Origin of the sequence: Paraburkholderia sp. EG286B, assembly GCF_040965655.1 — a bacterium.
Classification (GTDB): domain Bacteria; phylum Pseudomonadota; class Gammaproteobacteria; order Burkholderiales; family Burkholderiaceae; genus Paraburkholderia.
The window spans coordinates 131,487-155,590 of the sequence record NZ_JBFRCF010000009.1; the positions used below are offsets into that span (position 1 = coordinate 131,487).

General features: G+C 61.3%; 17 protein-coding genes. 2 read left to right on the plus strand and 15 right to left on the minus strand.

Annotated features, from left to right (window positions below; all coding sequences use genetic code 11):
* Positions 1–24: 24 nt before the first annotated feature.
* From AB4Y42_RS20840 to AB4Y42_RS20875, 8 genes are all read right to left on the minus strand, one after another.
* Positions 25–984, minus strand: coding sequence for a LysR family transcriptional regulator (locus tag AB4Y42_RS20840; protein ID WP_368689829.1), 960 nt, complete (start codon positions 982–984; stop codon positions 25–27).
* 231 nt (positions 985–1,215) lie between these two features.
* On the minus strand, positions 1,216–1,851 hold the full coding sequence (locus tag AB4Y42_RS20845) for a TetR/AcrR family transcriptional regulator (protein WP_368695199.1): 636 nt from the start codon (positions 1,849–1,851) through the stop codon (positions 1,216–1,218).
* A gap of 286 nt (positions 1,852–2,137) precedes the next feature.
* Positions 2,138–3,001 (minus strand): 4Fe-4S dicluster domain-containing protein, encoded by an 864-nt coding sequence (locus tag AB4Y42_RS20850; RefSeq protein WP_368695200.1) that lies wholly within the window; start codon positions 2,999–3,001, stop codon positions 2,138–2,140.
* A 10-nt stretch (positions 3,002–3,011) separates the two neighbouring features.
* The gene (locus AB4Y42_RS20855; RefSeq protein WP_368695201.1) at positions 3,012–5,990 is read right to left on the minus strand and encodes a molybdopterin-dependent oxidoreductase; all 2,979 of its coding nucleotides are present in this window, start codon (positions 5,988–5,990) and stop codon (positions 3,012–3,014) included.
* A gap of 171 nt (positions 5,991–6,161) precedes the next feature.
* The gene (locus AB4Y42_RS20860) at positions 6,162–6,866 is read right to left on the minus strand and encodes an OmpW family protein (RefSeq protein WP_368695319.1); all 705 of its coding nucleotides are present in this window, start codon (positions 6,864–6,866) and stop codon (positions 6,162–6,164) included.
* Between the two features lie 676 nt (positions 6,867–7,542).
* The gene (locus AB4Y42_RS20865; protein WP_368695202.1) at positions 7,543–9,531 is read right to left on the minus strand and encodes an acyl-CoA synthetase; all 1,989 of its coding nucleotides are present in this window, start codon (positions 9,529–9,531) and stop codon (positions 7,543–7,545) included.
* Entirely contained in the window at positions 9,528–10,484 is a 957-nt protein-coding gene (locus tag AB4Y42_RS20870) for a fumarylacetoacetate hydrolase family protein (protein ID WP_368689824.1), read from the minus strand. Before AB4Y42_RS20870 ends, AB4Y42_RS20865 begins: the two co-directional genes overlap by 4 nt.
* A 33-nt stretch (positions 10,485–10,517) precedes the next feature.
* Positions 10,518–11,588: a VOC family protein gene (locus AB4Y42_RS20875; RefSeq protein WP_368695203.1), complete on the minus strand. Its 1,071-nt coding sequence runs from the start codon at positions 11,586–11,588 to the stop codon at positions 10,518–10,520.
* Between the two features lie 335 nt (positions 11,589–11,923).
* Between AB4Y42_RS20875 and AB4Y42_RS20880 the strand changes: the two genes are divergently transcribed.
* On the plus strand, positions 11,924–12,679 hold the full coding sequence (locus AB4Y42_RS20880; RefSeq protein ID WP_368689822.1) for a TetR/AcrR family transcriptional regulator: 756 nt from the start codon (positions 11,924–11,926) through the stop codon (positions 12,677–12,679).
* A gap of 68 nt (positions 12,680–12,747) precedes the next feature.
* Here AB4Y42_RS20880 and AB4Y42_RS20885 read toward each other — a convergent pair whose 3' ends face one another.
* From AB4Y42_RS20885 to AB4Y42_RS20910, 6 genes are all read right to left on the minus strand, one after another.
* A complete protein-coding gene (locus AB4Y42_RS20885) occupies positions 12,748–13,488 on the minus strand; it encodes a membrane integrity-associated transporter subunit PqiC (protein WP_368689821.1) in 741 nt (246 codons plus the stop codon).
* Positions 13,485–15,080, minus strand: a complete 1,596-nt coding sequence (locus AB4Y42_RS20890; protein WP_368695204.1) for an intermembrane transport protein PqiB — start codon at positions 15,078–15,080, stop codon at positions 13,485–13,487. Before AB4Y42_RS20890 ends, AB4Y42_RS20885 begins: the two co-directional genes overlap by 4 nt.
* Positions 15,081–15,088: 8 nt before the next feature.
* Positions 15,089–16,474, minus strand: coding sequence for a paraquat-inducible protein A (locus AB4Y42_RS20895; RefSeq protein ID WP_368689870.1), 1,386 nt, complete (start codon positions 16,472–16,474; stop codon positions 15,089–15,091).
* Positions 16,475–16,647: 173 nt separating this feature from the next.
* Positions 16,648–18,123 carry an efflux transporter outer membrane subunit gene (locus tag AB4Y42_RS20900; protein ID WP_368689819.1) on the minus strand — a complete coding sequence of 492 codons (1,476 nt, stop codon included), beginning with the start codon at positions 18,121–18,123 and terminating at the stop codon, positions 16,648–16,650.
* 2 nt (positions 18,124–18,125) lie between these two features.
* Positions 18,126–21,293, minus strand: a complete 3,168-nt coding sequence (locus tag AB4Y42_RS20905) for an efflux RND transporter permease subunit (protein WP_368695205.1) — start codon at positions 21,291–21,293, stop codon at positions 18,126–18,128.
* Complete coding sequence (locus AB4Y42_RS20910) at positions 21,290–22,378, minus strand: efflux RND transporter periplasmic adaptor subunit (RefSeq protein ID WP_368695320.1); 1,089 nt, start codon at positions 22,376–22,378, stop codon at positions 21,290–21,292. Before AB4Y42_RS20910 ends, AB4Y42_RS20905 begins: the two co-directional genes overlap by 4 nt.
* Before the next feature lie 514 nt (positions 22,379–22,892).
* Between AB4Y42_RS20910 and AB4Y42_RS20915 the strand changes: the two genes are divergently transcribed.
* Entirely contained in the window at positions 22,893–23,663 is a 771-nt protein-coding gene (locus AB4Y42_RS20915) for a TetR/AcrR family transcriptional regulator (protein ID WP_368689817.1), read from the plus strand.
* A gap of 106 nt (positions 23,664–23,769) precedes the next feature.
* On the opposite strand, the gene AB4Y42_RS20920 is transcribed toward AB4Y42_RS20915, so the two are convergent.
* Positions 23,770–23,952 (minus strand): hypothetical protein, encoded by a 183-nt coding sequence (locus tag AB4Y42_RS20920; RefSeq protein ID WP_368689816.1) that lies wholly within the window; start codon positions 23,950–23,952, stop codon positions 23,770–23,772.
* Positions 23,953–24,104: the final 152 nt, after the last annotated feature.

Consider the following 24,104-nt stretch of genomic DNA (forward strand, 5'->3'; position numbering starts at 1 on the left):
CGACCAGGTTGGTGATGACTTGCGTTAACTGGATGCGGTCGCCTGGAACCACGGGCCGTCAGTCGTCGTTGAGCGGCGGGGAGCCTCCATGCCCTGTTCAAAGAACTCTGCGGTATGGTCGATGAATGCTCTGACCTTTGCGGGTAACAGCGCTCGCCCGATATAGGCCAGTCGGACTTCCGCCGCTGAGTCAATGATCTCGAAGTCTTCCAGCAGACGTACGAGTCGACCCGCCTTGATGTCCTGCTCCACAAGCGCAAAAGGAAGCAGGCCCACACCGAATCCCTCGAGAATGATGTCGCGATTGAATATTGGGTTATTCGAGGCAATCTCGTATGTGATTGGCACCGCGACGTTTTCCTGATCTATTCGAAAACTCAGGGTTGGCTTGTGCATCGAGGGCGGCACCGTGACGAACACATGATCAGCCAGGTCGGCAGGATGCCGCGGCGGCGGACGTCTGCCCAGGTACGCCTGCGTTGTGACGATGACCAGCGGCAACCGCTGAAGAAGACGCGTCACGGCAAGATCCGTCGTCAACATGAACGGTAGCACGATGCCCAGATCGTACCCGTCGGCCGTCAGGTCGACAGATCGCTCGGTCAATGTGATATCGAGACTGACATTTGGATGTTTGCGTTTGAAAGATGCAATCAATGGCGCAAGCCATGTCAACGCAGCGGTAGTGTGCGCGACCACGCGTAATACGCCCGCGGGTAGTCGTCCGTGACCTGCAGCGCACGCTTCCAGGCAGTCGAGATCGTCGAGAACGCGACAGCAACCCTCGTAAAAGTGCTCTGCGGCTTCCGTGAGCGAAAACTGCCGTGTCGAACGGTGAAACAGTCGCGTTCCCAGACGCTCTTCCAGTGATGCTATCGAGCGTGAAACAACGGATGGTGACAGGGCCATCATTTCGCCCGCGCGTCGGAAGTTTCTCACTTCGACGATCGTGCGGAAGAGGCGCAAGCTTTCTATATATTCCATGATCTACTTTTTCTGGCAACCGCCTTCACGGTCCCAGTCGGGGCGATCCCGCCATCGTTGAAGAGATAAATCGTCCACGGCAGTCTCGCTCGCGGTGGAGTGTCCGCCAAGGCTTGCGACGGGCATACTCCATACTTCGGCAGCAAGATTCATCACGCGTATGCCTCTGCAAGGTCTAATCGCAGCCCGTCTGGACTCGTCAGCGAATTGAATATTTACGGCATTTCTGCCCTAGGCGTCGGCGGTGCTTTTTTCCATTGGCTGCCGATACAGTGCGGACGATGCAAATTCCTCCAGCACTGTCTGGATCAGCTGGTCGGCTGCACTCTGCGGATAACACAGACTGAAGAGCTGCATGCCATCGCACAGGCTCACGAGGCCTAGCGCGAGCGCGTCCGCACGCAGTGGCAATGCGTTGTCGCTTTCCTTCAGGTGCGTTCGAATATAGGCGCTGACCTGTAATAGCCTCGCGCGTCGCAACGCATGAAGCCGCTCCTGAAAGGCGCTGTCGCGGCGCGCAAGAAGGTACGCCTCAACCCAAAGCGGAAAGCATTCGAGGTCACGGTAAGAGCGGGCGAAATGAGCAATCGCGCGTGCCGTGGCTTGCTCAGGCGTGGTGCCCTCGAGGATTGCCCGCAGATTCGCCTGCGCCTCATCGGCATCGCGCCGCAACAGCTCCGTCAGCAGGTCCTGTTTGCTCGTGAAATTGGAGTAGAACGCGCCCCTTGTGTACCCGGCGGTCTCGCAGATGTCCCCCACGCTCGTCGCAGCAAAACCCTTCTCAAGGAACATGGTCCTTGCGGCGACGTACAGGCGCTCCCGGGTCAGCTCTTTTCTGCGCGCGTGGCTCAGGCGTTCGGGCTTCATGGCGTGGTTTGAGGCTATCCCACGGTCCGCGCTCGCCTGCGCAAAGGCGAACCTGTGAAATTGCTGTTTGTCGATGACCCCGCTGAAACCTGCTCATGCAATCCAACGGATATGCGACATTAAACTCATAACTGATCATTTAGTCAATATATAAATTGAGGGCGCGAGCGAGGCCGGCTCGATTGATACACACAGCCATGCCTACTGCGATTGCGACCAGTTGTCCCTGCCGGCTCAAGCCAGCGGCCGCACCTGCGGTCCGCCAGTTGGCGCGAGATTGGCGGCATCAGTTGGCCTCGACCGCGCTGTGCGACAGCGCGAGGCTGATTTCACCCAGGTACACGCTTTCGCCGACCTTGCACTCGCGCGATGCATTCCCCAGAGCATGACGAATCTCGATCCGGTACATGCCGCTATCTTTCGCGAGACCACCGAACCGAAAATCGCCGAATGCGTCCGTGACCGTTTCTGCAACGCACTGGTCGCCCGAGTACAGGACAATCGCTGCAGCAGCGACGCATTCAACGACGCTCCCGACCTTGGCACTGACGCTTCCGCCTATGAAGCAGCTTTTCCAGCGTTTCAAGCCGCTATACCACACGCGGGGTTTTGTTTCGAGATTGGGCCGCAAAACCTCGAGCCCTTCACGCCGGGCTTTTTCGGCCATGGCGGCATCATCGAGCTTGACGGCCTCGAAGACGCCGGTGGGGCAAGCCTGCTCGCAGCGCGGATGCTGCCAACCCTGGTCGAGCAGATGAGCGTCAAAAATCCACGTTTGCGGCAGTTGCAGTTCTTCGTTCCAGACTATCGCCTTGTATGGGCAGGACTTGACGATGTCTTTGCGCCCTCGCGCCTTGTCCGGGTCAATGATGACGATGCCGTCGGATCGCTTGCGGATCGCATCGCCGCCGACGCGCATGCAGGGTGCGTCGTCGCAGTGATTGCACATCACCGGCAAGTACGTCGTTTCGACCATGTGGGACTCGCCCTGCACGCGGCGCAGGATGCGAATGGGGCTTTCGGCACTCGCCGCGGCAGGCGCGGCATACCCAGGAAAGTCATTGCCAACGTGCTCATCCCGTGCAGCGATGACGCAGTTCTGGCAGTTCTCGCATTGCCCGACCTTGATAACCAGATTCCACTTGCTCATCGTGTGCTCCTCACGCTGCGCGACGGATCATGAAAGCGTCCGCGCCTTTCCACTTTTCCACCTGCACAAGACACGAATTCGGACTCATGCTGCTTGTACCCGCCGTCTGGGGCCGATCTGGGGTCAGCAGGTTCATGCAGCCGCCAATTTCGACGCACTCGCCGTCTATTTCTATCAACTGGAACTCAGCACTCGCCTCGTACGACTTGACTACTCCGGCGGTGACCAGAGGCGACACATCAGCCGCGCAGATCACTGCGCCCCGGTCGTTGTACACCTTGACGAGATCGCGATGGGCAATGCCTCGGGCCGCCGCGTCGACGGGACCGAGTCTCAGCAGCCAGAAGCGATGTCCGCCGATCAACGCACGATGATCTTCGATGCTGTTGACCGACGAGTTCTTGCCGTCGCAATGGGTGTGGAAACTGTAACGACTATGAGTGGCGATCAGTTGCAGTGAATACCGCTGTACCAGTGGAGAGCGCAAGCCCTCCCAGGACGGGATGTATCGGTTCAGCGGCGGCCGCTCCGGGTTGTCCGCCGTGTGCCGCTTCAGCAACTCGGGTACGAACTCGAGCTTGCCACTAGGCGTTTGCAGGCCCATGCCGAATTTTTCGGCATATTGCGACGGCATCGGATGCGGTTCCTGTAGATCCTTGCGCCGGCCTTCCGCGAACCAGCGCATATCCACTGGATGTCGCAGTTCCGCTTTTTCGGTCTGCACAACGAAGTAGCCCTTACGGCAGAACTCACGCCACGAAATGTGATCCGGCAAATCCGACGAGCTGAATACGCGCTTGACCCAGTCCAGCTCACCGCAGCCCTCGGTGAACACACTGCCAAGGCCCAGGCGGGTCAGAATAGCGGTGAAGATGTCATAGTCGGAGCGCGACTCGCCCAAAGGTTCGATGCATTTGTGCTGCAGCGTAATCATACGGTGGTTGACCGTGTTGAAGCCGTGATGCGCATAGCCACCGGAATTCGACCATTCGCCGATGTCCCACCGCTCCAGCGATGTGCATGCAGGCAGAATGATGTCGGCGAACTGCGCCTCGCCCTCCATCCAGATCGACTGGTTGACCACGAACTCGATGCTCGGGTGACGGTACGCTTCGGCCCAGCGCCCCGATTTCGTGACCGTGCTGAAGGCAGAGCCGCCATAGCGATAGATCATGCGGATCGGCGAATAACCGGGCATCGGGTAACTGAACGGCGCGAACTGCGCTTCCTGGGACATGCCGTCCCAGAGGTAGCCAGTCGCGTGGCCGTTGATGATGGCATCGGGCAACTGCTGCCGCGGGACCATCTGCTTGACCGGATTCATGGTCAGGATGTGAGGCATACGCTGATAGTTGTTCACGGCGTTCGCGGTCCACGCGAGGTCGCCCGACATCCCACCGTCCGCGTAGCCCGGAAAGTAGAAATTCAGATCGTGCGGAACACCGATTTCGAGGCAGCCAAAATTCACGCCCGGCTTGCCCCAGCCTTGCATCGCCATCATCATGATCATGCAACGCGCCCATTGCGCCCCCGTCGCACCGCGTCCAGCCCCACCGAATCCCGCGCCCGTCATTCCGACGGCGAGATACACTTTCCTCGTCCCCCACCGCCGCGCGAGGGCGCGAACGTCTTTGGCCGGCACGCCAGTTTCCAGCTCCTGCCATTCGGGCGTTTTGGGCACGCCATCCGTCTCGCCCGTCAGGTAGGCCTGCCATTCGTCGAATCCGGTCGTCCGGTTAGCGACGTAATCCTTGTCGTACAGCCCTTCCGTCAGCCATACATACATGATGGCGGTGGCGAGGGCTGCGTCCGTTTGCGGTCGGACCGGAACCCATCGCCCGCCCAGCAACTGGGCGGTCGGATTGCAGTGCGGATCGATATGGACGAACTCGATTCCCAGTTCCTTGGCCCATAGACGCCGCGGCGTCCCTTCGAATCCGGCGTAAGCGCCATTCGTGCTTTCCGGGTCGCTAGACCAGAAAACGATCATTTCGGCTTCCTTAAGGCAATCCTCGATTCCGCCATAGCCGGAGGGCACGCCAACGCGCATCGAGTTGCCGAAGTGATGCATGGCGCCCCAATACCAGCCTTCCCAGCTGTCCGGATTCGCGGCCACCCGTGTGAAGCCGATCAGGTTGGCGAAACGCGTGAGCGCGCTGAGGTAGTAGCCGATGTTGCCCCACTGATGGTGCGACGACATGGGGAACGTGATCGAGCCCGGTCCGTGAACACGTTTTTGCCGGTTGATCTCTTTCGCGACGATGTCCAGGGCCTCGTCCCAGCTGATCGACACATAGCCGGACTTGCCACGGTTCTGCGGATTGCGTTCGCCATCAGGGTCGAAATCGACCCGCTTCATCGGGTGAAGGATGCGCTTGTCCGAATAGACGAGCGACTTGATCGCCAATGCGTGCGGCGCAACGAGGCCGCGCCGGGGCGGGCTGAACCGGCGTCCGCGCGCTTCGATCTCCCAACTCGGAGCATCCTTGCTGTCGAGATCGACAGGCGTCACGCGAATGATGCGTCCATTCTTCACGTACACAAATAACGGGCCGCCGTTGGTGCACGTGGTGTAGCGCTGCGTGCCGTCATGCATGGGCGTGCCCATCGGCAGGCTGATGGTTTGCATCATGCTCAGCGTTTGCATGAACCACACCAGCAATTCATCGTCGCCTTCCGTAACCACCTTGAAATTTTTCGCTGCGTGAATGATCTCCAGGTAGTCCGGAGTGGCGGAGAGAAATTTCAGGGCGGTTGCCACATCCTTGAAGAGCATGCGCACGTCGGGCTGCGGATGCCTGCCGGCACACGACCGGATGCGGCCGTTCTTGAGCCTGATGACGCGGCCGATGCTTTGATCCATGAGCCCGATCCACGCGACGAGATCGCGCTGCTTTAGCCGGTCGCGATAGGCAGGGAAGCGGCGTGCCGTCAGGTCGAGGACCTTGGGCATGGCAAAGAGAATGGTCTTGAGGATCTGTCGTTTCACTTTTTGATCCAATGGTAAGGCTTCGCAGGTGCAAGCATCATGGAATTGCGGACCGGCTCCCTGAACGGGCAAGCCGCTCAGGCGGGCGCAATCATGTCTGGTGGTGTTTAGGGAGCGTTGGCGGCACGACCCGCCGCCTCGATCGATGTCTGGGAACGCGGGTCGTACTCGCTAGAATGTGTAGCCGACATTCAAAAATACGTTAATGGGTTCGATTCGGAGCGTCGACTTCGAAACGATCTGCGTTCCGTTTGCGGTTTGTCCGTATATGGTCATGTTCGTCTTTAGCGGCATGTAGCCAACTGATGCTCCGACCGACCAGTGTTTGGAGAACGCGTAGCTTGCCCCGACCTCGAACACGGGGTTCCACGACGCACTGAGGGTCGCATGTATCGATCCGCCAGGACCGACACTATCAGTGATGAACTGGTTGTTGGTTGCGCGAACCTGGGTGAACCACGTGTAATTCACGCCCAATCCGACGAAAGGACGAAATTTCGACTGAGCCTCGAACAGGTGGTATCGAAGCTCGATGGCGGGCGGCATCGGCCTCGTCGTGCCGAGGGTGCCGTACTTCGAGAGTGTCCCGTCGCCAACAAGATTCACTGTTAGTGGCAGGCCAAAGAGGGTGGCGATGCCGATGTGGTCGGTCACGTAGTATTCGGTGGTGATGCCGAGCGTATTCGTCGACGACGCGTGCGCACCACTACCCGTTAACTGCTGATTGACCGGCATACCGCCCACGCTTTCCACGGTAAGCGGCGTGGCATGGCCCTGTGGGGCTACGTAAAGCCACCCCGTCGCCAGCGTAAAGCTTCCGGCCGATTGCGCATTCGCATTTCCAGCAAGCGCAGCCGAACAGATAAAACCCGCCATAACGGCAGGTCGAACATTTTTCCCGTAGTTCCTCACGCGTCTTCTCCTGCCTCATCGGCTAAATATCTTTTTATCGTGCTCAGGGCTTTAACGAGCCGCCCATTGATCCGGCTCGTTGGATCGGTCCTCGTAGGTATAGACCGACTCGAAAAATCATCTCCTTTTATATAGGTATACTAAATACAATGAATTGATTTACCCGGATCCCCGCGTTGCTTTCTGCCTGTGCAACGTATCGAGTCCTGGGCTGCGTACGCCTGTTACTTCTCTTTGCCGTTCTGCGCGGTTGCCAGGTTTGACAAGTTGCCCGGCATGCTAGTGAACTCGCATCACAAGGCGCTCGGCATGCGGCGGGAACACGTTCCACGAACCGTCGCGGTGCCGGAAAAAAACATCCCAACCGGCCTTGTCGGCAAAAGTAGCTCGATATGCACGCAGTTCCACGGATGCGACTGCGCACGACCTAATCGGGTAACTCGCACCGGGGCTCCGGAATCCAGCGCAAGCCATTTTTCAACAACCGAACGCAAGGATCTCTCTGATGCAATGTCCATCTTCTTCCCCAAACCAAAACCGGTGACATTCGCGATTCAGGCGTGCCATCACCGCGCATGCGAGTGACTGGACGCCTGTGTCGATGCGAGAAACCATGTCACTTTGAAACTCTGTGCGTCTCTTACATTGCGTTGCCGTCAACGCTGCCTCTGGAGCCCTCCGCGACCGCAATTGAGAACGCGAACGGAAAGCGGCCAAGCGCGGCAGTCGCCAATGGTTCGAGTTCGGCGTCGGAGAGTTCGACATGAACGGAAATCCCACGCAAGGCTTCTTCAACGATGCTGACGGTTGCCCCCTCAACACCAGCTTCCACGAGCGCCGACTGCAGGGCATCTACGGTTTCGATCCGCTTAAGCGCGGGTTTGAAGATCTTGCCAACAGCCGTCAGGGGCATCGTTTCGACGATCCGTATGCCTTTGGGGAACGCGGCTCGCTCGCTGATCTCGTCACGCAGGAACGCTGTCATTTCTGCTTCATTTGCCGTTATGCCAGGCTTGAGCTGGACATAGGCGACGGGCAGTTCGCCTGCGTGCATATCAGGGCGCCCTACAGCTGCAGCAATCTGCACTGCGGGATGTCGGTGCAGCGCTTCTTCGATCGCTGCAGGATCGATGTTGTGTCCGCCTCGAATAATGAGTTCCTTCTTCCGGCCTGTGAGCCAGAAGTAGCCTTCCGCGTCGCAGCGTCCGAGATCGCCGGTATTCAGCCATCTGCCGCCATCAGCCAGGTCCATCCAGATGGCGTTGTTCTGCTCCGGCCGCATATAGCCGATGAACACGTTCGGGCCGGAGATCAGCAGTTGACCAACCTCGTCCGCAACGCAGTCCCGCACATAACGGCCCGATTCATCGGCCATCACGGCTTTCATGGCCTGGCCCGGCAGACGAAGGCCAATGGAGCCGACCCGCCGTTCGCCAAGCGGAGGATTGACGCTGCTAACGCAGGTGCCCTCCGTGAGGCCATAGCCCTCGAGGATCCTGATTCCGGTTCGAGCCTGGAAAGCACGCAGCAATTCCACCGGCATCGGCGCGGCGCCGCACAACCCGTATTCGAGCGAACTGATATCGCGGCCGCCAATGGGAACGTCCAGCAACGACCCAAAGAGGGTTGGCACGCCGCTAAAAAAGTTGATCCGGTAATGCTCGACGATATCCCAGAAGCGTTTGACGACGCCATCTCCGCGATAACCTTGCGGCGTGCCCAGCACGACATGTGCACCGCGTGAAAACGGCAGCAAACCCGTCACCATCACGGCGTTCACGTGGAAAAGCGGCAATCCGCAGAAGATCGTCTTGCCTGGCGCAACGCTTTCACCGAGAAATTCTCCGGCGCTCCATGCATTGGCCACCTCGTTGCCGTGCCGGCGCATCGCAATTTTTGGCAGGCCTGTAGTGCCGCCCGTGCAGAAGTAGGACGATACGTCATCCCGGTTCATGCGGTGCGGGGTGGAGAGCGCGATGCCCGGCTCCCGCGCGATGGCTTCGCCGAAGTCGTGGATGCTGATCTGCGAAGGAACCGCGCCTCGCACGCCCTCCTCGCCATGCAACCTTGTGCACTCGCCGCGCTGAAGCATTCGAGCTGCAAATCGCTGTTCGCCGGGTGCATGGTCGGCGAGGTTGACCAGCACGACATGCTCGAGCGAGGCAATCTTGTGCAAGACCGCCTGCACTTTCGGCCAGAGGTCCGTGCCGGGATAAGGCGCCAAAGTGACAATCACGCTGGCGCCTGAGGCATTGAGCAGCTCGCCGATCGCGTCGCTTTCGAGCAGCGGATTGATCGCGCAGACAACGCCGACCGCCTCGCCGCCCCAGATCACAAAGTGCGTTTCGGGCAGATTCGGCAGTACATAAGCGACGACCGTGTTTCGCTGCACACTTAGCCGCGACAACATGTTTGCCGTGCGCGTGATGTCGCGCACCAGTTCGCTGTACGTCCATCGCTCGGGGGTCGCGTAGTCGTTCGTGGTTGCGAAGAACGAAAGCGCGGGTGCAGATGGATTAATGGCGGCGCCCCGGCAGATCAATTCGTAGGTGCTCGACGGTAGATCCGCCGGCTGCTGCCCCTGCGATTCGATAGCGAGGACGTCATGCTCGTTTGCGACGCCTTTCATGCGGCCTCTGCGATGACGACATTACGCTGGGTGCCAAGATCGATCGAGCCATCCTGGCTGACGATACGTGCTTCGACCACATCGCCATCCTGAAGGTACTGCGGTCGCTCGGCTTGCAACGCGAGGAAAAGACGCCATTTCTCCGCTTCGGGCAGCTGTGCCGCGGCGCGTTGCTTTTCCGGCGACGGAATGATCAGCGCGCAACCGGACGGCGTACCCGTGGCGAGCAAGTCACCGGCATGCAGGTCTTGAACGCCGGACAGCTCGGTCAATGTTTCTGCCGGACCATAGACAAGACCCGAAGTGGAATCGTTCTGTCGGACCGTTCCGTTGACCGTCAGCGTCAGCACGAGCTCCTTGAGCTTCGGCATGTCGTGCTTCTCGAGCAGGCAAAGGTACGGGCCGACGGGGCCGAACGTGCGATAGCTCTTGCCCTTGTAGAACTGCATCTGCGGAATCTGGATATCGCGCGCGGAATAGTCGTTCACGATCACGGCGCCGGCAATGTAGTCGTGCAGGTTCTCGTCGGTAATCGTTGCCCGGGACGTGATGTCGCGTTTGAATACAAGACCGACTTCGATCTCGTAGTCGAGGAACTTCACTTCGTGCGGCTTCACCAGCTTCGAGTCCGCAGCAACGATGCAACTCGTGGCCTTCGTGAAGATCATGTTGAATTTCTTCGCGTCCGGGTCCATGCCGGATTCGATCATATGCTGGCGATAATTCGCGCCCTGGCAGATGAACTGCTGATTGGCGGTCACAGGCGAGAGCCACTGCACATCCGCTTCGGGAATCGTGGGGCCATTCAGCGTCATTAACCGCTCGACCGGATTGGCATGGACAAACTCAGCGGTCGTCTTGAACTCACCGGGAATCGGCGTGATAGCGTTTTGAGCCACTACGCCCCACTGGGCGCGACCATCGTGCAGATAATGCAGAACGTGAATTGCCATGTTGGCGGTCTCCGGGTTCGAAAAAGGGGTGCGTCAGGCAAAAATCTTGAACAGTGCCCGTAGCCTCGCCAGCGTGACGTCGGGGCTTCGGCGCAGGTTTGCGATCAGCGCCGCTATGTTCGCGGGCGTCAATCGGGGCTTGGTGAAGCTGCGCGGCATTGTCGGCCCCCACTGGGCCATCGCCTCGCGACTGACGCCATGGATTCCCGTCGGCGTGTCGCTGGTGAAAAGATCACCGTCGCAGTAGTGCTCATGCTTATCTCCCCAAGGGTCCTGCCAATAGTCGAAAATCTGGCTCCCGAGGATATGTCGGCCGATGCCCCACGCATGCGTCCATCCGCTCGCGCGCAGGACGCGCTGGCCCATACCGACCGCGTCCGCATCGACGAGCTCGTAGGCGCTATGGCTGTATTTCGGGGCGAACGCCTGTGCCAGCGCAAGCGTGTGATGGTCGGCGGGTCTGTCGCCGAGATCGAGCCGCATGAACGCGACAGCCGGTGACCCATCGGGCAGCACCTGCACGTCGCTGGGGATAAAACCAAAATGGCGCGTGTACCACGCACAGGTTTCCTGATAATCAGCGAGTTCCAGCACCACGTGCCCAAGCCTGATGACTTCAGGCGCGCTCTCGGGCGGTCGCTGCGTGCCGTTGACGCGAACAGCAGCATCGACGGAATTGAACGGTAACGGCAGCCGATGCGGCAATGCGGAGGCGGGCGCCTGGCCCCAGATCGCATCGACACGGAAACCGGACGGATCCTGCAACTGCACCACGTAGCCGCCGCCCGGCAGCGCAGAGTGTTCCAGCTCCGATGCTCCCGGCACCCTGGCCAGCGCGTCCAGTTCGGCTTCGCTGCCGACCTGCAGGCCGAACCCGACAAATCGCGCTTTGGACGCCTTGCGTACGACATAACAGAAGTGCGACGCGGCCGTACCGCGCAGAAGCAGCATCTCTTCGCCACGCGTTACCGTTCGAAACCCGAAGTCATTGAGAAACCGTTCAGCTTGCCCGAGGTCCGGCCGATCGAACATGAGATAGGCCAATGCGTTCGCTTTCGCCGTTGGATTCGGGTGACGAGCCGGCTGTGCAGTAGTCAGTTTCATGGTGGACGGTACTCAGGCAGTTGGGATCGGTGATGCAGACCGCAGCGCTGGCGCGCCGCACCTCGGGAGCACGTGAGCGCTCGCAGGCTCACCTGACGGCCAATTTGCTGGCGCGGGGGGGATAGCGGGTCGTAATGCCCGGATGGGCGGATGGGGAAGGTGATGCCGGCCGCTTGGCGCAATGCCGATTGCGATTGCTGTCTCCACAGTCACTCCGTCTGTTTTAGTTAGACCGGCTCTCGACAGCCGATGATGACATTAAACTCATCGATGATCGTTTTGTCAATAAAGACATTCGAATCTATACTGTGGTCATGACCAGACCTGGATCCATCATGACAACCACGACCAAGCGCGGGGCAGCCAGGCGCTCTCCGCCGGCGGCGCCCGCCACCCCGGCCCCCGTCATCGAAGAAAAAGAGCCTCGTGGTGCGCGCCGCAAGCGCGAGACGCGCGCACGTCTGCTCGACGCCGCCCTCAGGCTGATGGCCGAAAAGGGTATGGAAGGCGTGGCGATCAATGAAATCACGGAGGCCGCCGATGTCGGCTTTGGCTCGTTCTACAACCACTTCGAGTCGAAGGAGGCGATCTACGCGACGCTCGTCGACAACGTGTTCGAAGAGTTTGCGAACGTGCTCGATCGCATCTCGGAGGGCTTATCTGATCCTGCGGAAGTGGTTGCCGTAGCTGTGCGCCACACTGTCCTGCGTGCGCGGCACGATCCCGTGTGGGGACGCTTTCTGATACGGGAAGGGTTTTCCGCGCGCGTGACAAGTCGCGGGCTGGGCCAGCGGCTCCTGCGCGACATTCGAGCCGGCATTGCGGCAAAGCGATTTGTCGTTGGCGACCCGCTTATCGGATTTCTCGCAGTCGGCGGCACGGTGCTCTCCGTGATTGCGGCCGAGTTGAACTTCGCCGCGCCCGGCGCGAGCGCGGCGAGCGCGCTGGAAGAACTGGGTTTCAGCGGCGAGCACTTTCCCGAGCGCACGGCAGCCATGTTGCTGCAGATGCTCGGCCTGAAGCGGGCGGAGGCGGAAAAGATTGCCGCGCGTCCACTGCCCATCGTCGAGGAAGCCGACGAGGCAGCGTGAGTTCGGCCGGTCGCGAGGGGAGCCGGTCTGGCAACCGGCCCCGTTCCGACTGGCGACACGCCGCGAATTTATACCCCAGAGCGCGGAGCCGCCGCCCCCTCGACCGCGGTTTGCGCGCCGTCTAAAAATTGCGGGCAGGACAGCGTCGTCATCCCCGTTCTGCTGGACGCGCCCGCAGGTCTAAACGGCCGATCCGCCGCGGTCCCAGCGAACTCCCGCACGACCTCGCCTATCTGATCAGCGATCGCGTTGATCGCATGACGATGCCCGTCGACGATCGCCTGATACCCGCCAGACACGGGCTCGCTCACTACGCTGTGGCAACTCAGCGTCTCCAGGCCCGCAGACCTGCTTACACTCCATACGACATCAACGAGTACGTGTGATCCCGGCCACGATTCAAAGCGCTGAACGTCGACGCCGACCTGATAGACGGGAACCTCCTCACCACGGCCAACTGCGTTGGCGACGGACGCGCCGGCCTGCCGGCTCACGCGAGCCGCAAGTGCATCGCGAATCTCGTCCGGAAGGGCCGACGACCAGCGATCGTCTTCGAGCACCTGCACCTGGGCGGGGTTGATCTGCACCACAAGCTGACTCCTGGCGACGGCGGCCGGCACCTTCACTGGGCGTACATCGATCCGCAAAGCGGGGCTTGTCGTATTCTTTGCGATGGCCGGCTCGGCGTCGGTTTCGAGCGTATAAAAGCGCGTCGCGGGCGTTGCGCACGCCGTCAGAAGGGCCAGCCCAACGACAGAGACGAGCGTCCTCACCATGGTGCGGGACGAGCGGGTTTGCATTGCGATCATTGCTGGTCTCCTTTTTTGCCAAACAGCAGCGCCTGCGGATGGCGCTCCAGGTATTCGGAGAGCGCATTGAGCGACTGCAGCGTACGCGTGAGTTGCTGCATGGCGTCCTGAACGTCGGACTGCATCGGCGCCGTCTGCCGCAGCGTCGATTCCGCGGTCGCGAAGGTCTTTTGTGCGGCAGCGAGCGTGTCGCGTGCTTGCGGCACGACCTCGGTGTCCATATGCCCGAACAGCTTGCTGGCGTTCTCCAGTGCACCGTCGAGGTTGGCGCCGATCCGGTCGAACGGCACCTGGTTCAGTTTCCTTGCGATGTCCGCCACCTGCACCTGGAGCTCGTCGAGCGTATTCGGCACGGTCGGCAGTTCGATCGGGTTGCTGTGCACGTCGACACTCGCGCGCGGCGCCTTCGGGAACATGTCGAGCGCGACATACAACTGTCCCGTCAGGAGATTGCCGGTCCGCAATTGGCCGCGCAGCCCTTCCGTCACGAGATGCTGCAGCATCTCGTGACCGCCGGGCGTGTCCGGCGCCGGCAGTGCCTCGCTGGAGCGCCGGCTGAGCCGGTCAGGGTAAAGCGCCATCGACACCTTCATGCTGAAGCTCTTCTGCTTTTCGTCGTACTCGATACCAATCTCTGTCACCTGCCCCAGCGCAATCCCGCGAAGGTCCACAGGCGCGCCAACAGACAGTCCACGCAAAGACTGATTGAAACGCATGACGACATTGAGCGGCTGGCCGTCGGGCTCGCGCATGGCGTCCGATTCGTCCGCGGCGAGTCGGAACTCCGCCCTGTCTGCTGCCGGTCGGCCAGCGTCCTGCCCGGCCGGAGACTGGAACGCCAGCCCTCCGACGACGACAGTCGCGAGTGATTGCGTATTGAGCTTCAGCCCGTTGGAATCGAGACGCAGATCGACGCCGCTTGCATTCCACCACCGCGTATTGCTGCCGACGTACTGGTCGTACGGCGCATTCACGAAGACGTTCACGATGACGCCGGCGCCGTGAGGATCGAGGGAGTAGCCAATCACCTGACCCGCCTGGATGCGATGGTAGAAGATGGGGGCGCCGATATCGATCGAGCCCAGCGACTCGCCTCGCAGCGTGTACTGGTGCCCAGGCTGTCCCGTGGTGACAATCGGCGGGCTTTCGAGACCGAGGAACGCGGTTTGCCTCTCGGTCGAGCGCCCGATGTCCGCGCCGATGTACGCACCAGAGAGCAACGTACCGAGCCCGGAGATGCCGTTGGCGCCAATGCGCGGGCGTACGACCCAGAATCGCGTGCCTTGCGTCGCAAATTTCTCTGCGTCCTTGCTCAACTGGATACTCACGATGACGCGGCGCAAATCGGCGGACAGTGCAATGGCTTGCACGACACCGATTTCAACGTCCTTGTACTTTACCTTCGTCTTGCCTGCCTCAATGCCCTCCGCGTTATTGAAGGTGACCGTCACGACCGGCCCCTTTTCTGCAACGGATTTGACCACCAGGGCAACCCCGATCAATGCAGAGATTAGTGGTACTAACCAGATGAGGGATGGCAGCCAACGTTTGCGCGGCTTGAATTCAGGTCCGGATAGATTGGAAAGATGCATCGTCTGTTTCAGGATATGCGGTTGGTGGGGAGACAAGCACGAGGAACTTCATCGTTCGCAGTTGGAGCGTCACGCTGCCCCGCGTCCACGTTGTCCCAGTTGAGCCGCGGATCGAATTGATGCGATGCGAGCATGGTCAGGATCACAACCGCTCCGAAAGCGAGAGCGGCCGGTCCCGCAGTGATGACGGCAAGCGAGCCGAAATGAACCAGTGTGACCGTCAGTGCAACGACGAAGACGTCGAGCATCGACCATCGGCCAATGCGCTCGACGAGCCGGTACAGGATGGCTCTTTCACGAGCGCGCCATCCCGAACCGTGAGAAGCGGCTACCGTGAGAAGCGTGAGAACAACGAGCTTGAGAACCGGCACGAGAACGCTGGCGACAAAAACGACGACAGCAAGGGGCCAGTCTCCCGAAGTCCAGAAATACGCGACGCCGCCAAGGATCGTGTCGTCCTCCGAACCACCCACGGATGAGGCGTGCATGATCGGCAGCAGGTTCGCCGGAATATAGGCAAACGCGGCGGCAAGAAGCAGACTGGCCGTTCGCGTCAGGCTGTCCGGCCTGCGTTCGTGCAGCACATGCTGGCATCGGGAGCAGCGCTGGTGGGCTTCCCGATCGATACGCGTCTGAACGAGCCCGCATGCGTGACAGCCGACGAGGCCGGCGCGCCGTGCCGTAATGGCGGGCGATGAGCCGGTTTTGCGCGCCCCCGATGGCCGCGTGAAACGCCCTCGCCCTGCACTGACTCTCGACCAGCGAACGTCCGCGATTCGAGCACACCTGATTTCGTCACGGACCGCCCAGAGCCTGCTCGGGTCGAATGAAGCAACAACGCCCAGCATGACAGTCAGCGCGCCCGTTGCGAACAATCCCGGTCCCGGGATCACTTCCGCGATGCTGACCATTTTCACGATCGTCACCAGCACCCCGAGCATGAACACCTCGACCATGCCCCATGGTCGAACGAGCTGCACGAGACGCACCATCGCGTTGAACCGGGGTGGCAGTTTGCCTAGCCGGAGCGGCACCAGCACATATAGCAATGAGAGCAGTTCGATCAACGGGAAGAGTACCGCCGAGCAGAACACCATGATCGCGACGACGCGCATGTTGCCGGACCAAAGGGAGCGCACGGCGCCAAACAACGTCGCCTCGGATGTCATGCCGTTCGCGCGTAGCTCGATCACAGGGAAACTCTGCGCGATGCCAAAAACGATCAATGCGGCGAGCGTCACAGCGCAAATCCAGTCAAGCGGCCATCCGCTGCCCGGTAGCGCTGTCATGCCCGCACCGCAGCGCGAACAGGCTGCGCGGCGCCCTTTGACACTGGAAGGCCTGCGAAACAGCAGATCGCATTCGTGGCAGGCAATTAGTCTCTGATATTCCATACGGAAATAAAGCGGAAATCCGGTGGCATTCATACTGGCGCAACGGCCGAATCACGCGGCCGGCGCGGCAGCCCGTCAATTGATGTGTCCAACGGCCATCGCGTGGCTCGAGCCACTGCTGAACGGCGAGGGCGGTCCTGGCGGATCGCCCTCGCGTTGCACGAACGCCTGGGTCAATGCGTTGATGCGGTCGTCTGCTGAGTCCGCTGAGCCGAGGGCAGCTCCCCCATCGCCTGGAACAGTGCAGCTGTATCGCTCATGCGCTGGCCCGCCGCGCGCACTGCGCCGATCTCTGCGTTCAGATACCGCGACTCGCTCGCGTGCGTTGCCGCCGAAGGCAGCGAGCCCAGGCGGTGGCGCGACGCCGTGTCCTCGAATGCCGTCCGCGCGGCGTCAGCGGCGACTTCGCTCGACGCGAGGGCCTGTGCGTCGTTATCCAGCGCGGCGAGTGAATTCGCTACGTCCTGGAACGCCGAAAGCACAGTGGACTTGTAATGCAGCACGGTGGCGTCGTAAGTATCGATCGACGCGCGGCGCTGCGCGAACAGCGCGCCGCCATGGAAGATCGGCTGCGAGAGGCTCGCGCCGATAGCCCAAAGGCCGCCCGCGCCCGAAACCACTGCCGGCCAGCTGAAACCGCCGCGACCCATTGCGCCCGTCAGCGACAGGCTCGGGAAAAGTTGCGCCGTTGCCTCGCCCACATCGGCGGCGGCCGCCTTGACGGCGGCGTCGGCAGCCTGGATGTCCGGGCGCGAGCGCAACAGGTCCGAAGGCACGGCGACGGGCACGTGCTCTGGCAACGACAGGCTGTCCAGATCCGGCACGCTCGGGGCGTTGTCCGGTGTACGGCCGATCAGCACCGCGAGTGCATGAACCGCAGTCGCGCGTTGCTGACGCAGTGCGGGCAACGTCGCCGCGATGGAGGCCGCATCCTGTTTCGACTCGAACGCCTGGGCTCGCGAGACCGAGCCGAGCGCGTAGCGCTGCGCGTCTTCGTTCGCCGCATCGTCCGACACGGCGACGAGCCGCTCGGTGAGCGCGATCTCCCGATCGAGTGCTGCCACATTGATCGTGGCAGCCACGATGTTTGCAGCGAGCGCACGGCGCGACGCTTCTAGTTCGAATGCCTGCACATTCACGCGGGCCGCGCTCGCGGAATTCGCATAGCGCGTCTGGCCGAACAGGTCGAACGTGTAATGCGCTTGCAACTGCCCGGCAAAGAAGTTGTATTGCACCTGCTCGGGCAGGCCAAGCTGGGGCGCCACCGGTGAACGGGCGCGCTGGACCTGCGCGGTTCCGTCGATCGACGGCAGCGTCGATGAGCCGATCTGCGCGCGCAATTGCTCGTGCGCCGCGGCGAGCGTACGCTGCGTTGCCGCGAGCGTCGGGCTGTTGCGCAGTCCTTCGTCCACAAGCGCGTCCAGCGCGGCGCAGTGGTAGAGCTGCCACCATTGCGGCCCAGGCGTGGCGCCGACATCGAAGGTTTGCGCAACGCCACCCGCTGCCACCGTCTTCGCAGGCTGCGTCTCGGCACCGTAATGCTCGGGAGACGGCATGGCCGGTGGCTCGCCGCTGGGCCCGAACGAGCACGCCGTCATGGCGAGCGCCGCCGCAGCAGCGAGCACGGATGCCTTATATGTAAAACTCATGATCAACCCTCCGTATGCTCGACGACGACCTCGTGGGTGCCGCGCTCGTCACGACGGACCCTGAAGCACGTCGCGTAGAGCGCGGGCAGGAAAAACACCGTCAGCACCGTGGCGGTGGTGATGCCGCCCATCAGCGCGGTCGCCATAGGCCCGAAGAAGCCGGAGCGCAGCAGCGGAATCAGCGCGAGCACGGCGGCGGCGGCAGTCAGCATGATCGGCCTGAAACGCCGCACCGTTGCGCCGATAATGGCGTCAAAGCGCGCGTGCCCCGCCGCGATGTCCTGATCGATCTGGTCCACCAGAATGACGGAGTTGCGCATGATGATCCCGAACATCGCGATCACACCGAGCAACGCGACGAAGCCAAACGGTTTGCCAAACAGCAACAGCGCAGTCACCACGCCGATCAGACCCAGCGGTGCGGTAAGCACGACGATGAAGGTGCGCGCAAAGTTTTTCAGCTGGATCATCAGCAGCGTCAGTACCGCGATAATCATCAGCGGCATTTCCGCGTTGATCGACCTCTGGCCTTTCACGCTCTCTTCCACTGCCCCGCCCACCTCGATCCGGTATCCGACAGGCAGCTTCGCCCGCACGGCCGTAAGTGCGTGCTCGATGTCGCGCGTTACGTCGATCCCCTGCGCGTCGCCGCGCACGTCGGCCTGCACGGTGATGGTCGGCTGGCGGTCACGCTCCCAGATCACGCCGTATTCGAGCGTGTCGCGCACACGTCCGAGCGAGCCGAGCGGAACCGGACCGTTCGGTGTCGGAATCGCAAGGCTCGTGAGCTTTGCGGGGTCGACGCGCTCGCTCTTCGGCGCACGCAGATCGACGTTGATCAGCTTGTCGCGCTCGCGGTACTGCGTCACGGTGTAGCCCGACAGCGTCATGGCGAGGAAGCTCGAAACGTCCTCTGACGTGACGCCAAGCTGGCGCGCGCGGTTCTGGTCGATCTCGAACGAGATTGAACGTTCTGCCGGTTCGTCCCAGTCGAACTGGACGTTGCGCGTGCGCGAGTCTGCACGGACCTTCTCTGCGACCGTTTCCGCGACCGATCGCACAGTCGCGATATCGTCACCGCTCACGCGGAACTGGATCGGGAAACCCACGGGCGGACCGTTTTCGAGGCGTGCCACACGTGTGCGAACACCGGAAAAGTCCTGCTCCAGTTTCGCGTCGAGCCAGTGCATCAGTTCCTCGCGTGTTTCGACGTCTTTGGCCGTGATCACGAACTGCGCGAAGTTGGGCTGCTGCAGCTGCTGGTCGAGCGGCAGGTAAAAGCGCGGCGCGCCCGTGCCGACGTAGTCGACGAAATGGTCGATCCCGGGCTTGCCATCGAGGACCTTCTCGAGGCGCTTTGATTCACGTAACGTCGCCTCGAACGAAGCGCCTTCCGGCAGCCTGAGGTCGACCAGCAGTTCGGGCCGCTCGGAGTTCGGGAAGAACTGCTGCGGCACGCGCGTGAATGCCGCCATCGCAATGACGAAGAGCACGACGGTGACCCCGAGCACGATCCAGCGTCGGTCGATACACGCCGCGACCCAGCCCGACAGACGCCGGTAAAAGCCCGTGTTGTAGACATCATGTTCATGGCCACCGCTCGCATAAGCCTTGCTCTCCGGAAGCAGATGGAAGCCCAGCAACGGCACCAGCACGACTGCAGCGAACCACGAAACGACGAGCGCAATGGCCGATACCTCGAAGATCGAGCGTGTGTATTCACCCGTGCTCGATTTCGCGAGCGCGATCGGCAGGAAGCCCGAGACCGTGACGAGTGTGCCCGTCAGCATCGGGAATGCGGTGCTAGTGTAGGCAAAGGCCGCCGCGCGCATACGGCTCCAGCCCTGCTCCAGCTTCACGGCCATCATTTCGACGGCGATGATTGCATCGTCGACGAGCAGCCCGAGCGCGAGCACGAGCGTGCCGAGCGAAACCTTGTCGAGCCCGATTCCGAATAGATGCATGCACAGCGCCGTCACGGCCAGCACAATCGGAATCGTAATGACGACGACCATGCCCGTGCGCAGGCCGAGCGAAACGAGGCTGACAACCAGCACGATCGCCACCGCTTCGCCAACCGCCTCGACGAAGTCGTCTACAGAGTGCTTGACCGCGTGTGGCATGCTCGAGACCGGCTCGAGCTTCACGCCGGCCGGCAGCGACGCCTGCAATTCCGCCGTCTTCGCGTCGAGTGCCTTGCCGAGGTCAATGACGTCGCCCCCCTTTTGCATCGTTACACCGATGCCGAGCACAGCGTGGCTGCCAACGCGCATCTGCGTTACGGGCGGATCGTCATAACCGCGCTTGATGGTTGCAATATCGCCAAGACGGAACGAGCGGTTGTTGACGGTGATCAGCGTGTCCGCGAGCGCCTGTTCGTTCTTGAACGCGCCGCTCGGCCGCACGAATACGCGGTCGTCCGCCGTCGTAATGGTGCCGACGGGTGCGACGGTGTTCTGCGCGTCGATTGCATGAGCGAGTTGCTGCGGCGTGATCGACAGACGCGTGAGTTGCGCGTTCGATATCTCGACAAAGATATGCTGATCAGGGTCACCGAAGTAATCGACCTTCGCGACGCCCGGCACGCGCAGCAGAACCGTGCGCAGCTGATCCGCATAGTCATGCAGTTGCGCAGGCGTAAAGCCATCGCCTTCGAGCGCGTAGATGTTTGTGTAGACGTCACCGAACTCATCGTTGAAGAAGGGTCCGGCCGTTCCCCTCGGCAGCGTCGCCGCGATATCGCCCACCTTCTTGCGGACCTGGTACCAGGTCTCGGGCACCTCCTTGACAGGCGCCGAGTCCTTCATCGCGAAGAAGATCATCGACTCGCCGGGGCGCGAGTAGCTCTTGATGTTGTCGACGTACGGCGCCGCCTGCAGCTGGCGGCCAATCCGGTCCGTGATCTGTTCCTGCACTTCGCGGGCGGTCGCGCCCGGCCAGTACGTCTTGATGACCATCGTCCGGAACGTGAACGGCGGGTCTTCCGATTGCGCAAGATGGGTATAGCCGATCACCCCAAAAAGCGTGGCCAGCCCGATCAGAAAAATCACGAGCTGCTGGTGCCGCAGCGCCCATGCAGAGAGGTTAAAGCCCGTACCGCTAGCGCTTTGCTCGCCAGAAGCGTTCGCCGGCGCGCTGTCGAGCGCGTGTTCGTGGTCGCGCGCGTTCATACCGAAGCGTCCTCTGAATGCAGCGGAGGCACCACTTGCACATGCTGCCCGGAACTCACGGCATGCACGCCCTGCAGGACGACGCGGTCGCCATCGTGCAGTCCCGAACTGAACGAGACAGTGCGTTCGTCGTACCGCTCGATCGTGACCGGGCGCAACTCTAGCGTGTCGCTGCCTTTACGCACCACCCACACGGCCGGATTCTCACCCTTGTGGAAGAGCGCCGTCACCGGCAGAGTGAAGACCTGGCCGGCATCGTCCGCTACGCTGAATGCCACATTCGCGGTCATGCCAAGACGGACCTCGGGACTCGGTGCGGTCAGCGTGAGCTTCACACGCCACGTGCGGCTTTGCGGATCGGCCGCCGCAGAAACCTCGCGCACCCGCGCTTCGAAAGTCTTGCCGGGCAGCGCGGGCAAGGTGACGAGCGCGTTGCTGCCGACGGCGAGAGCGTTCAGCGTTCTTTCAGGCGCGTCACAAGCGACATCGACGTCGCCCGTCCAGTCGAGGTGATACACAGCCTGGGTTGCCTGGACGTTCTGGCCGGTATCCACATCCTCGGAAGTGATGACGCCGTCGTGGTCCGCGGTCAGCGTCGCGTAGCGCAGATGATCCGTTGCGAGCGCCATCTGGGCGAGCGCGGAAGTGCGCTGCGCAAGCGCCGAAGCGTAGGCATCCTCGGTCTGCTCCAGTTGCGCGGGAGCAATCAGGTTCGCACGCGCCTGAGCCTGATCGCGGTCGAGCTGCTGCTTTGCAAAAACGAGGCGATGCTCGGCGGCGTCGAGCTGGGCGCGCGCATTGACGAGGTTGTTCTGCAAATCCGTCGGGTCAAGCAACGCAACCACCTGTCCCGCCTTGACCGTATCGCCGATATGCACTCGCCGCTCGATGACCTTGCCGCCCACCCGGAACGACAGAGGCGTCGAATAACGCGCCTGGACCTGTGCCGGCAGCGAGTTGCTCTCAGCGTGCCCATCCGGATGAACCGCAAGCGCAACGACGGGCTTGGCCTCCGGGACGACTGCATCAGTCTGGTGGCATGCACAAAGAGCGATGGCGCTGCACGCCGCAACGACGACAGTCAACTTGTGCGTCGATGGAACGAAGGAAGGTAGGAGGGAGCGCACTCGTTTCAGCGCGACAAGACCGGGTTGTTTCACGATGTTCACAAGGCAGGTGATGAATACAGATAGAAAAGTCATCTGCGCCGATGGCTAGTCGCGCCTGCAAGAAGCGCGCGTTGCCCGTAGCGCGAAGACGAAGCCATTGATGCGGAACGGATCCTCTTCGACGACCCCATGGACCGGCGGCCCGAGCGTTGTTGACAGGCCATCGCAGCTGATCGCCACACGTGTCTCGAAGCGGCTCGGCACCATCTGATAGGCGCATTCGCTAATGCATTTGCGCTTTTCTGCGCGGCGCCCGCGGACTTTGGCACCAGGTATCTACCAGCGTCTCCGAGACGCTTTCGTTTCCCGTGGGTCCCGACTGTTTTCCGCTTCCACCGTCGCACGGATGAGATTAAACCCAATACTGATGCTCTTGTCAACCATGACATTTGCATCTAAAATCTGACAATATATGGTTCCAGGAGTTGACATGCCCAACGTCCCGATTTCCCGCACGAGTCGTCGGCAACTGGCGAAGGCGCCCGTTGCCGGTCGCGAGTCCACCGCCACGCGATCGCCGCGCGTGGCCCGACGTAAGCTTGAAACGCGGCTTCGTTTGCTCGATGCCGCGTTTGCGCTGGCGACGGAAAAGGGAATGGAAAGCGTCACGATCACCGAGATTACGAACGCCGCCGACGTGGGATTTGGGTCCTTCTATAACCACTTCGATTCAAAGGAAGGGATCTTCGCCGCGCTCGTCGAATGGTCATTCGAGGAATTCGCGACTACGCTTGATCGTCTCGCAACCGGGTTGTCCGACCCGGCCGAAGCGATCGCAGTGTCGGTACGTCACACGCTTTTGCGGGCCTACCGGGAGCCGGTTTGGGGGCAATTACTGATACGCGAAGGGCTATCCACGCGGGTACTGAGCAGGGGGCTGGGTCAGCGGCTACTGCGGGACACAAAGAGAGGGATTTCGGAACGACGCTTCATGGTCGCGGACGAACTGATGTGCGTGTTTTCCGTGATCGGTACTGTCGTCGCTGCAATAGCTGCTGAGCTTCACCTCTCTGGATCTTCAAAGCGGGCGGTTCGCGCACGAAAGACCCTTCGATCCAGGCACGAAAAGTTCGCCGACAGCACGGCGGCCATTGTGTTGCAGGCGTTCGGCCTCAAACGCACCGAAGCCGAAAGGATTGCTCATCGCCCCTTCCCTGCGCCCCCTCAAGCGGCAAGCGTTTCAAGCGAATCGGCGGCATGACGCCAGGCACGCAAATATCGCCTCTAACGCTTCAACAATGCTTTAGGAAAGCTAATGCCTCACATTCGAATATTGCATCTTTTGCGGCCACGTGATCCGATCGAGTTCAGTGCACCCGCGCGCCATTCAGTGCAAGCAGGCGCTCCAGTTCCAGCAGCGCCTCGCCAAGCAGGTCAATGGCGCCGTTCGACGTGGACGCCGTAGCAGCACTTCGAAGCGCGTCCTGTACGATCTGGTGAGCGCTTTCTGGTTTTGCTTCACCAATTGCAGCGATGTATTGCTTTTCCATGAGTACTCCTTCTCATGACAATGTGAATCCGACACCTGATGGACGAGGTGATGACGGGAAGTATATGCGCCGCAGACGTTGAATCGACGCTCGCAATTGTTTGTTTCCATCTCGCCAACGCGCGAGCCGCAAAGCCCGCCCCGCCCGCCGGA

Excerpts from the sequence above, each read along its gene's own strand:
- AB4Y42_RS20840 (WP_368689829.1), bottom strand. The coding sequence starts at position 984 with ATGGAATATATAGAAAGCTTGCGCCTCTTCCGCACGATCGTCGAAGTG.
- AB4Y42_RS20865 (WP_368695202.1), bottom strand. The coding sequence starts at position 9,531 with ATGAAAGGCGTCGCAAACGAGCATGACGTCCTCGCTATCGAATCGCAG.
- AB4Y42_RS20880 (WP_368689822.1), top strand. The coding sequence starts at position 11,924 with ATGACAACCACGACCAAGCGCGGGGCAGCCAGGCGCTCTCCGCCGGCG.
- AB4Y42_RS20920 (WP_368689816.1), bottom strand. The coding sequence starts at position 23,952 with ATGGAAAAGCAATACATCGCTGCAATTGGTGAAGCAAAACCAGAAAGC.
- AB4Y42_RS20845 (WP_368695199.1), bottom strand. The coding sequence starts at position 1,851 with ATGAAGCCCGAACGCCTGAGCCACGCGCGCAGAAAAGAGCTGACCCGG.
- AB4Y42_RS20915 (WP_368689817.1), top strand. The coding sequence starts at position 22,893 with ATGCCCAACGTCCCGATTTCCCGCACGAGTCGTCGGCAACTGGCGAAG.
- AB4Y42_RS20905 (WP_368695205.1), bottom strand. The coding sequence starts at position 21,293 with ATGAACGCGCGCGACCACGAACACGCGCTCGACAGCGCGCCGGCGAAC.
- AB4Y42_RS20875 (WP_368695203.1), bottom strand. The coding sequence starts at position 11,588 with ATGAAACTGACTACTGCACAGCCGGCTCGTCACCCGAATCCAACGGCG.
- AB4Y42_RS20890 (WP_368695204.1), bottom strand. The coding sequence starts at position 15,080 with ATGCATCTTTCCAATCTATCCGGACCTGAATTCAAGCCGCGCAAACGT.
- AB4Y42_RS20870 (WP_368689824.1), bottom strand. The coding sequence starts at position 10,484 with ATGGCAATTCACGTTCTGCATTATCTGCACGATGGTCGCGCCCAGTGG.
- AB4Y42_RS20885 (WP_368689821.1), bottom strand. The coding sequence starts at position 13,488 with ATGATCGCAATGCAAACCCGCTCGTCCCGCACCATGGTGAGGACGCTC.
- AB4Y42_RS20850 (WP_368695200.1), bottom strand. The coding sequence starts at position 3,001 with ATGAGCAAGTGGAATCTGGTTATCAAGGTCGGGCAATGCGAGAACTGC.
- AB4Y42_RS20900 (WP_368689819.1), bottom strand. The coding sequence starts at position 18,123 with ATGAGTTTTACATATAAGGCATCCGTGCTCGCTGCTGCGGCGGCGCTC.
- AB4Y42_RS20860 (WP_368695319.1), bottom strand. The coding sequence starts at position 6,866 with ATGGCGGGTTTTATCTGTTCGGCTGCGCTTGCTGGAAATGCGAATGCG.
- AB4Y42_RS20895 (WP_368689870.1), bottom strand. The coding sequence starts at position 16,474 with ATGGAATATCAGAGACTAATTGCCTGCCACGAATGCGATCTGCTGTTT.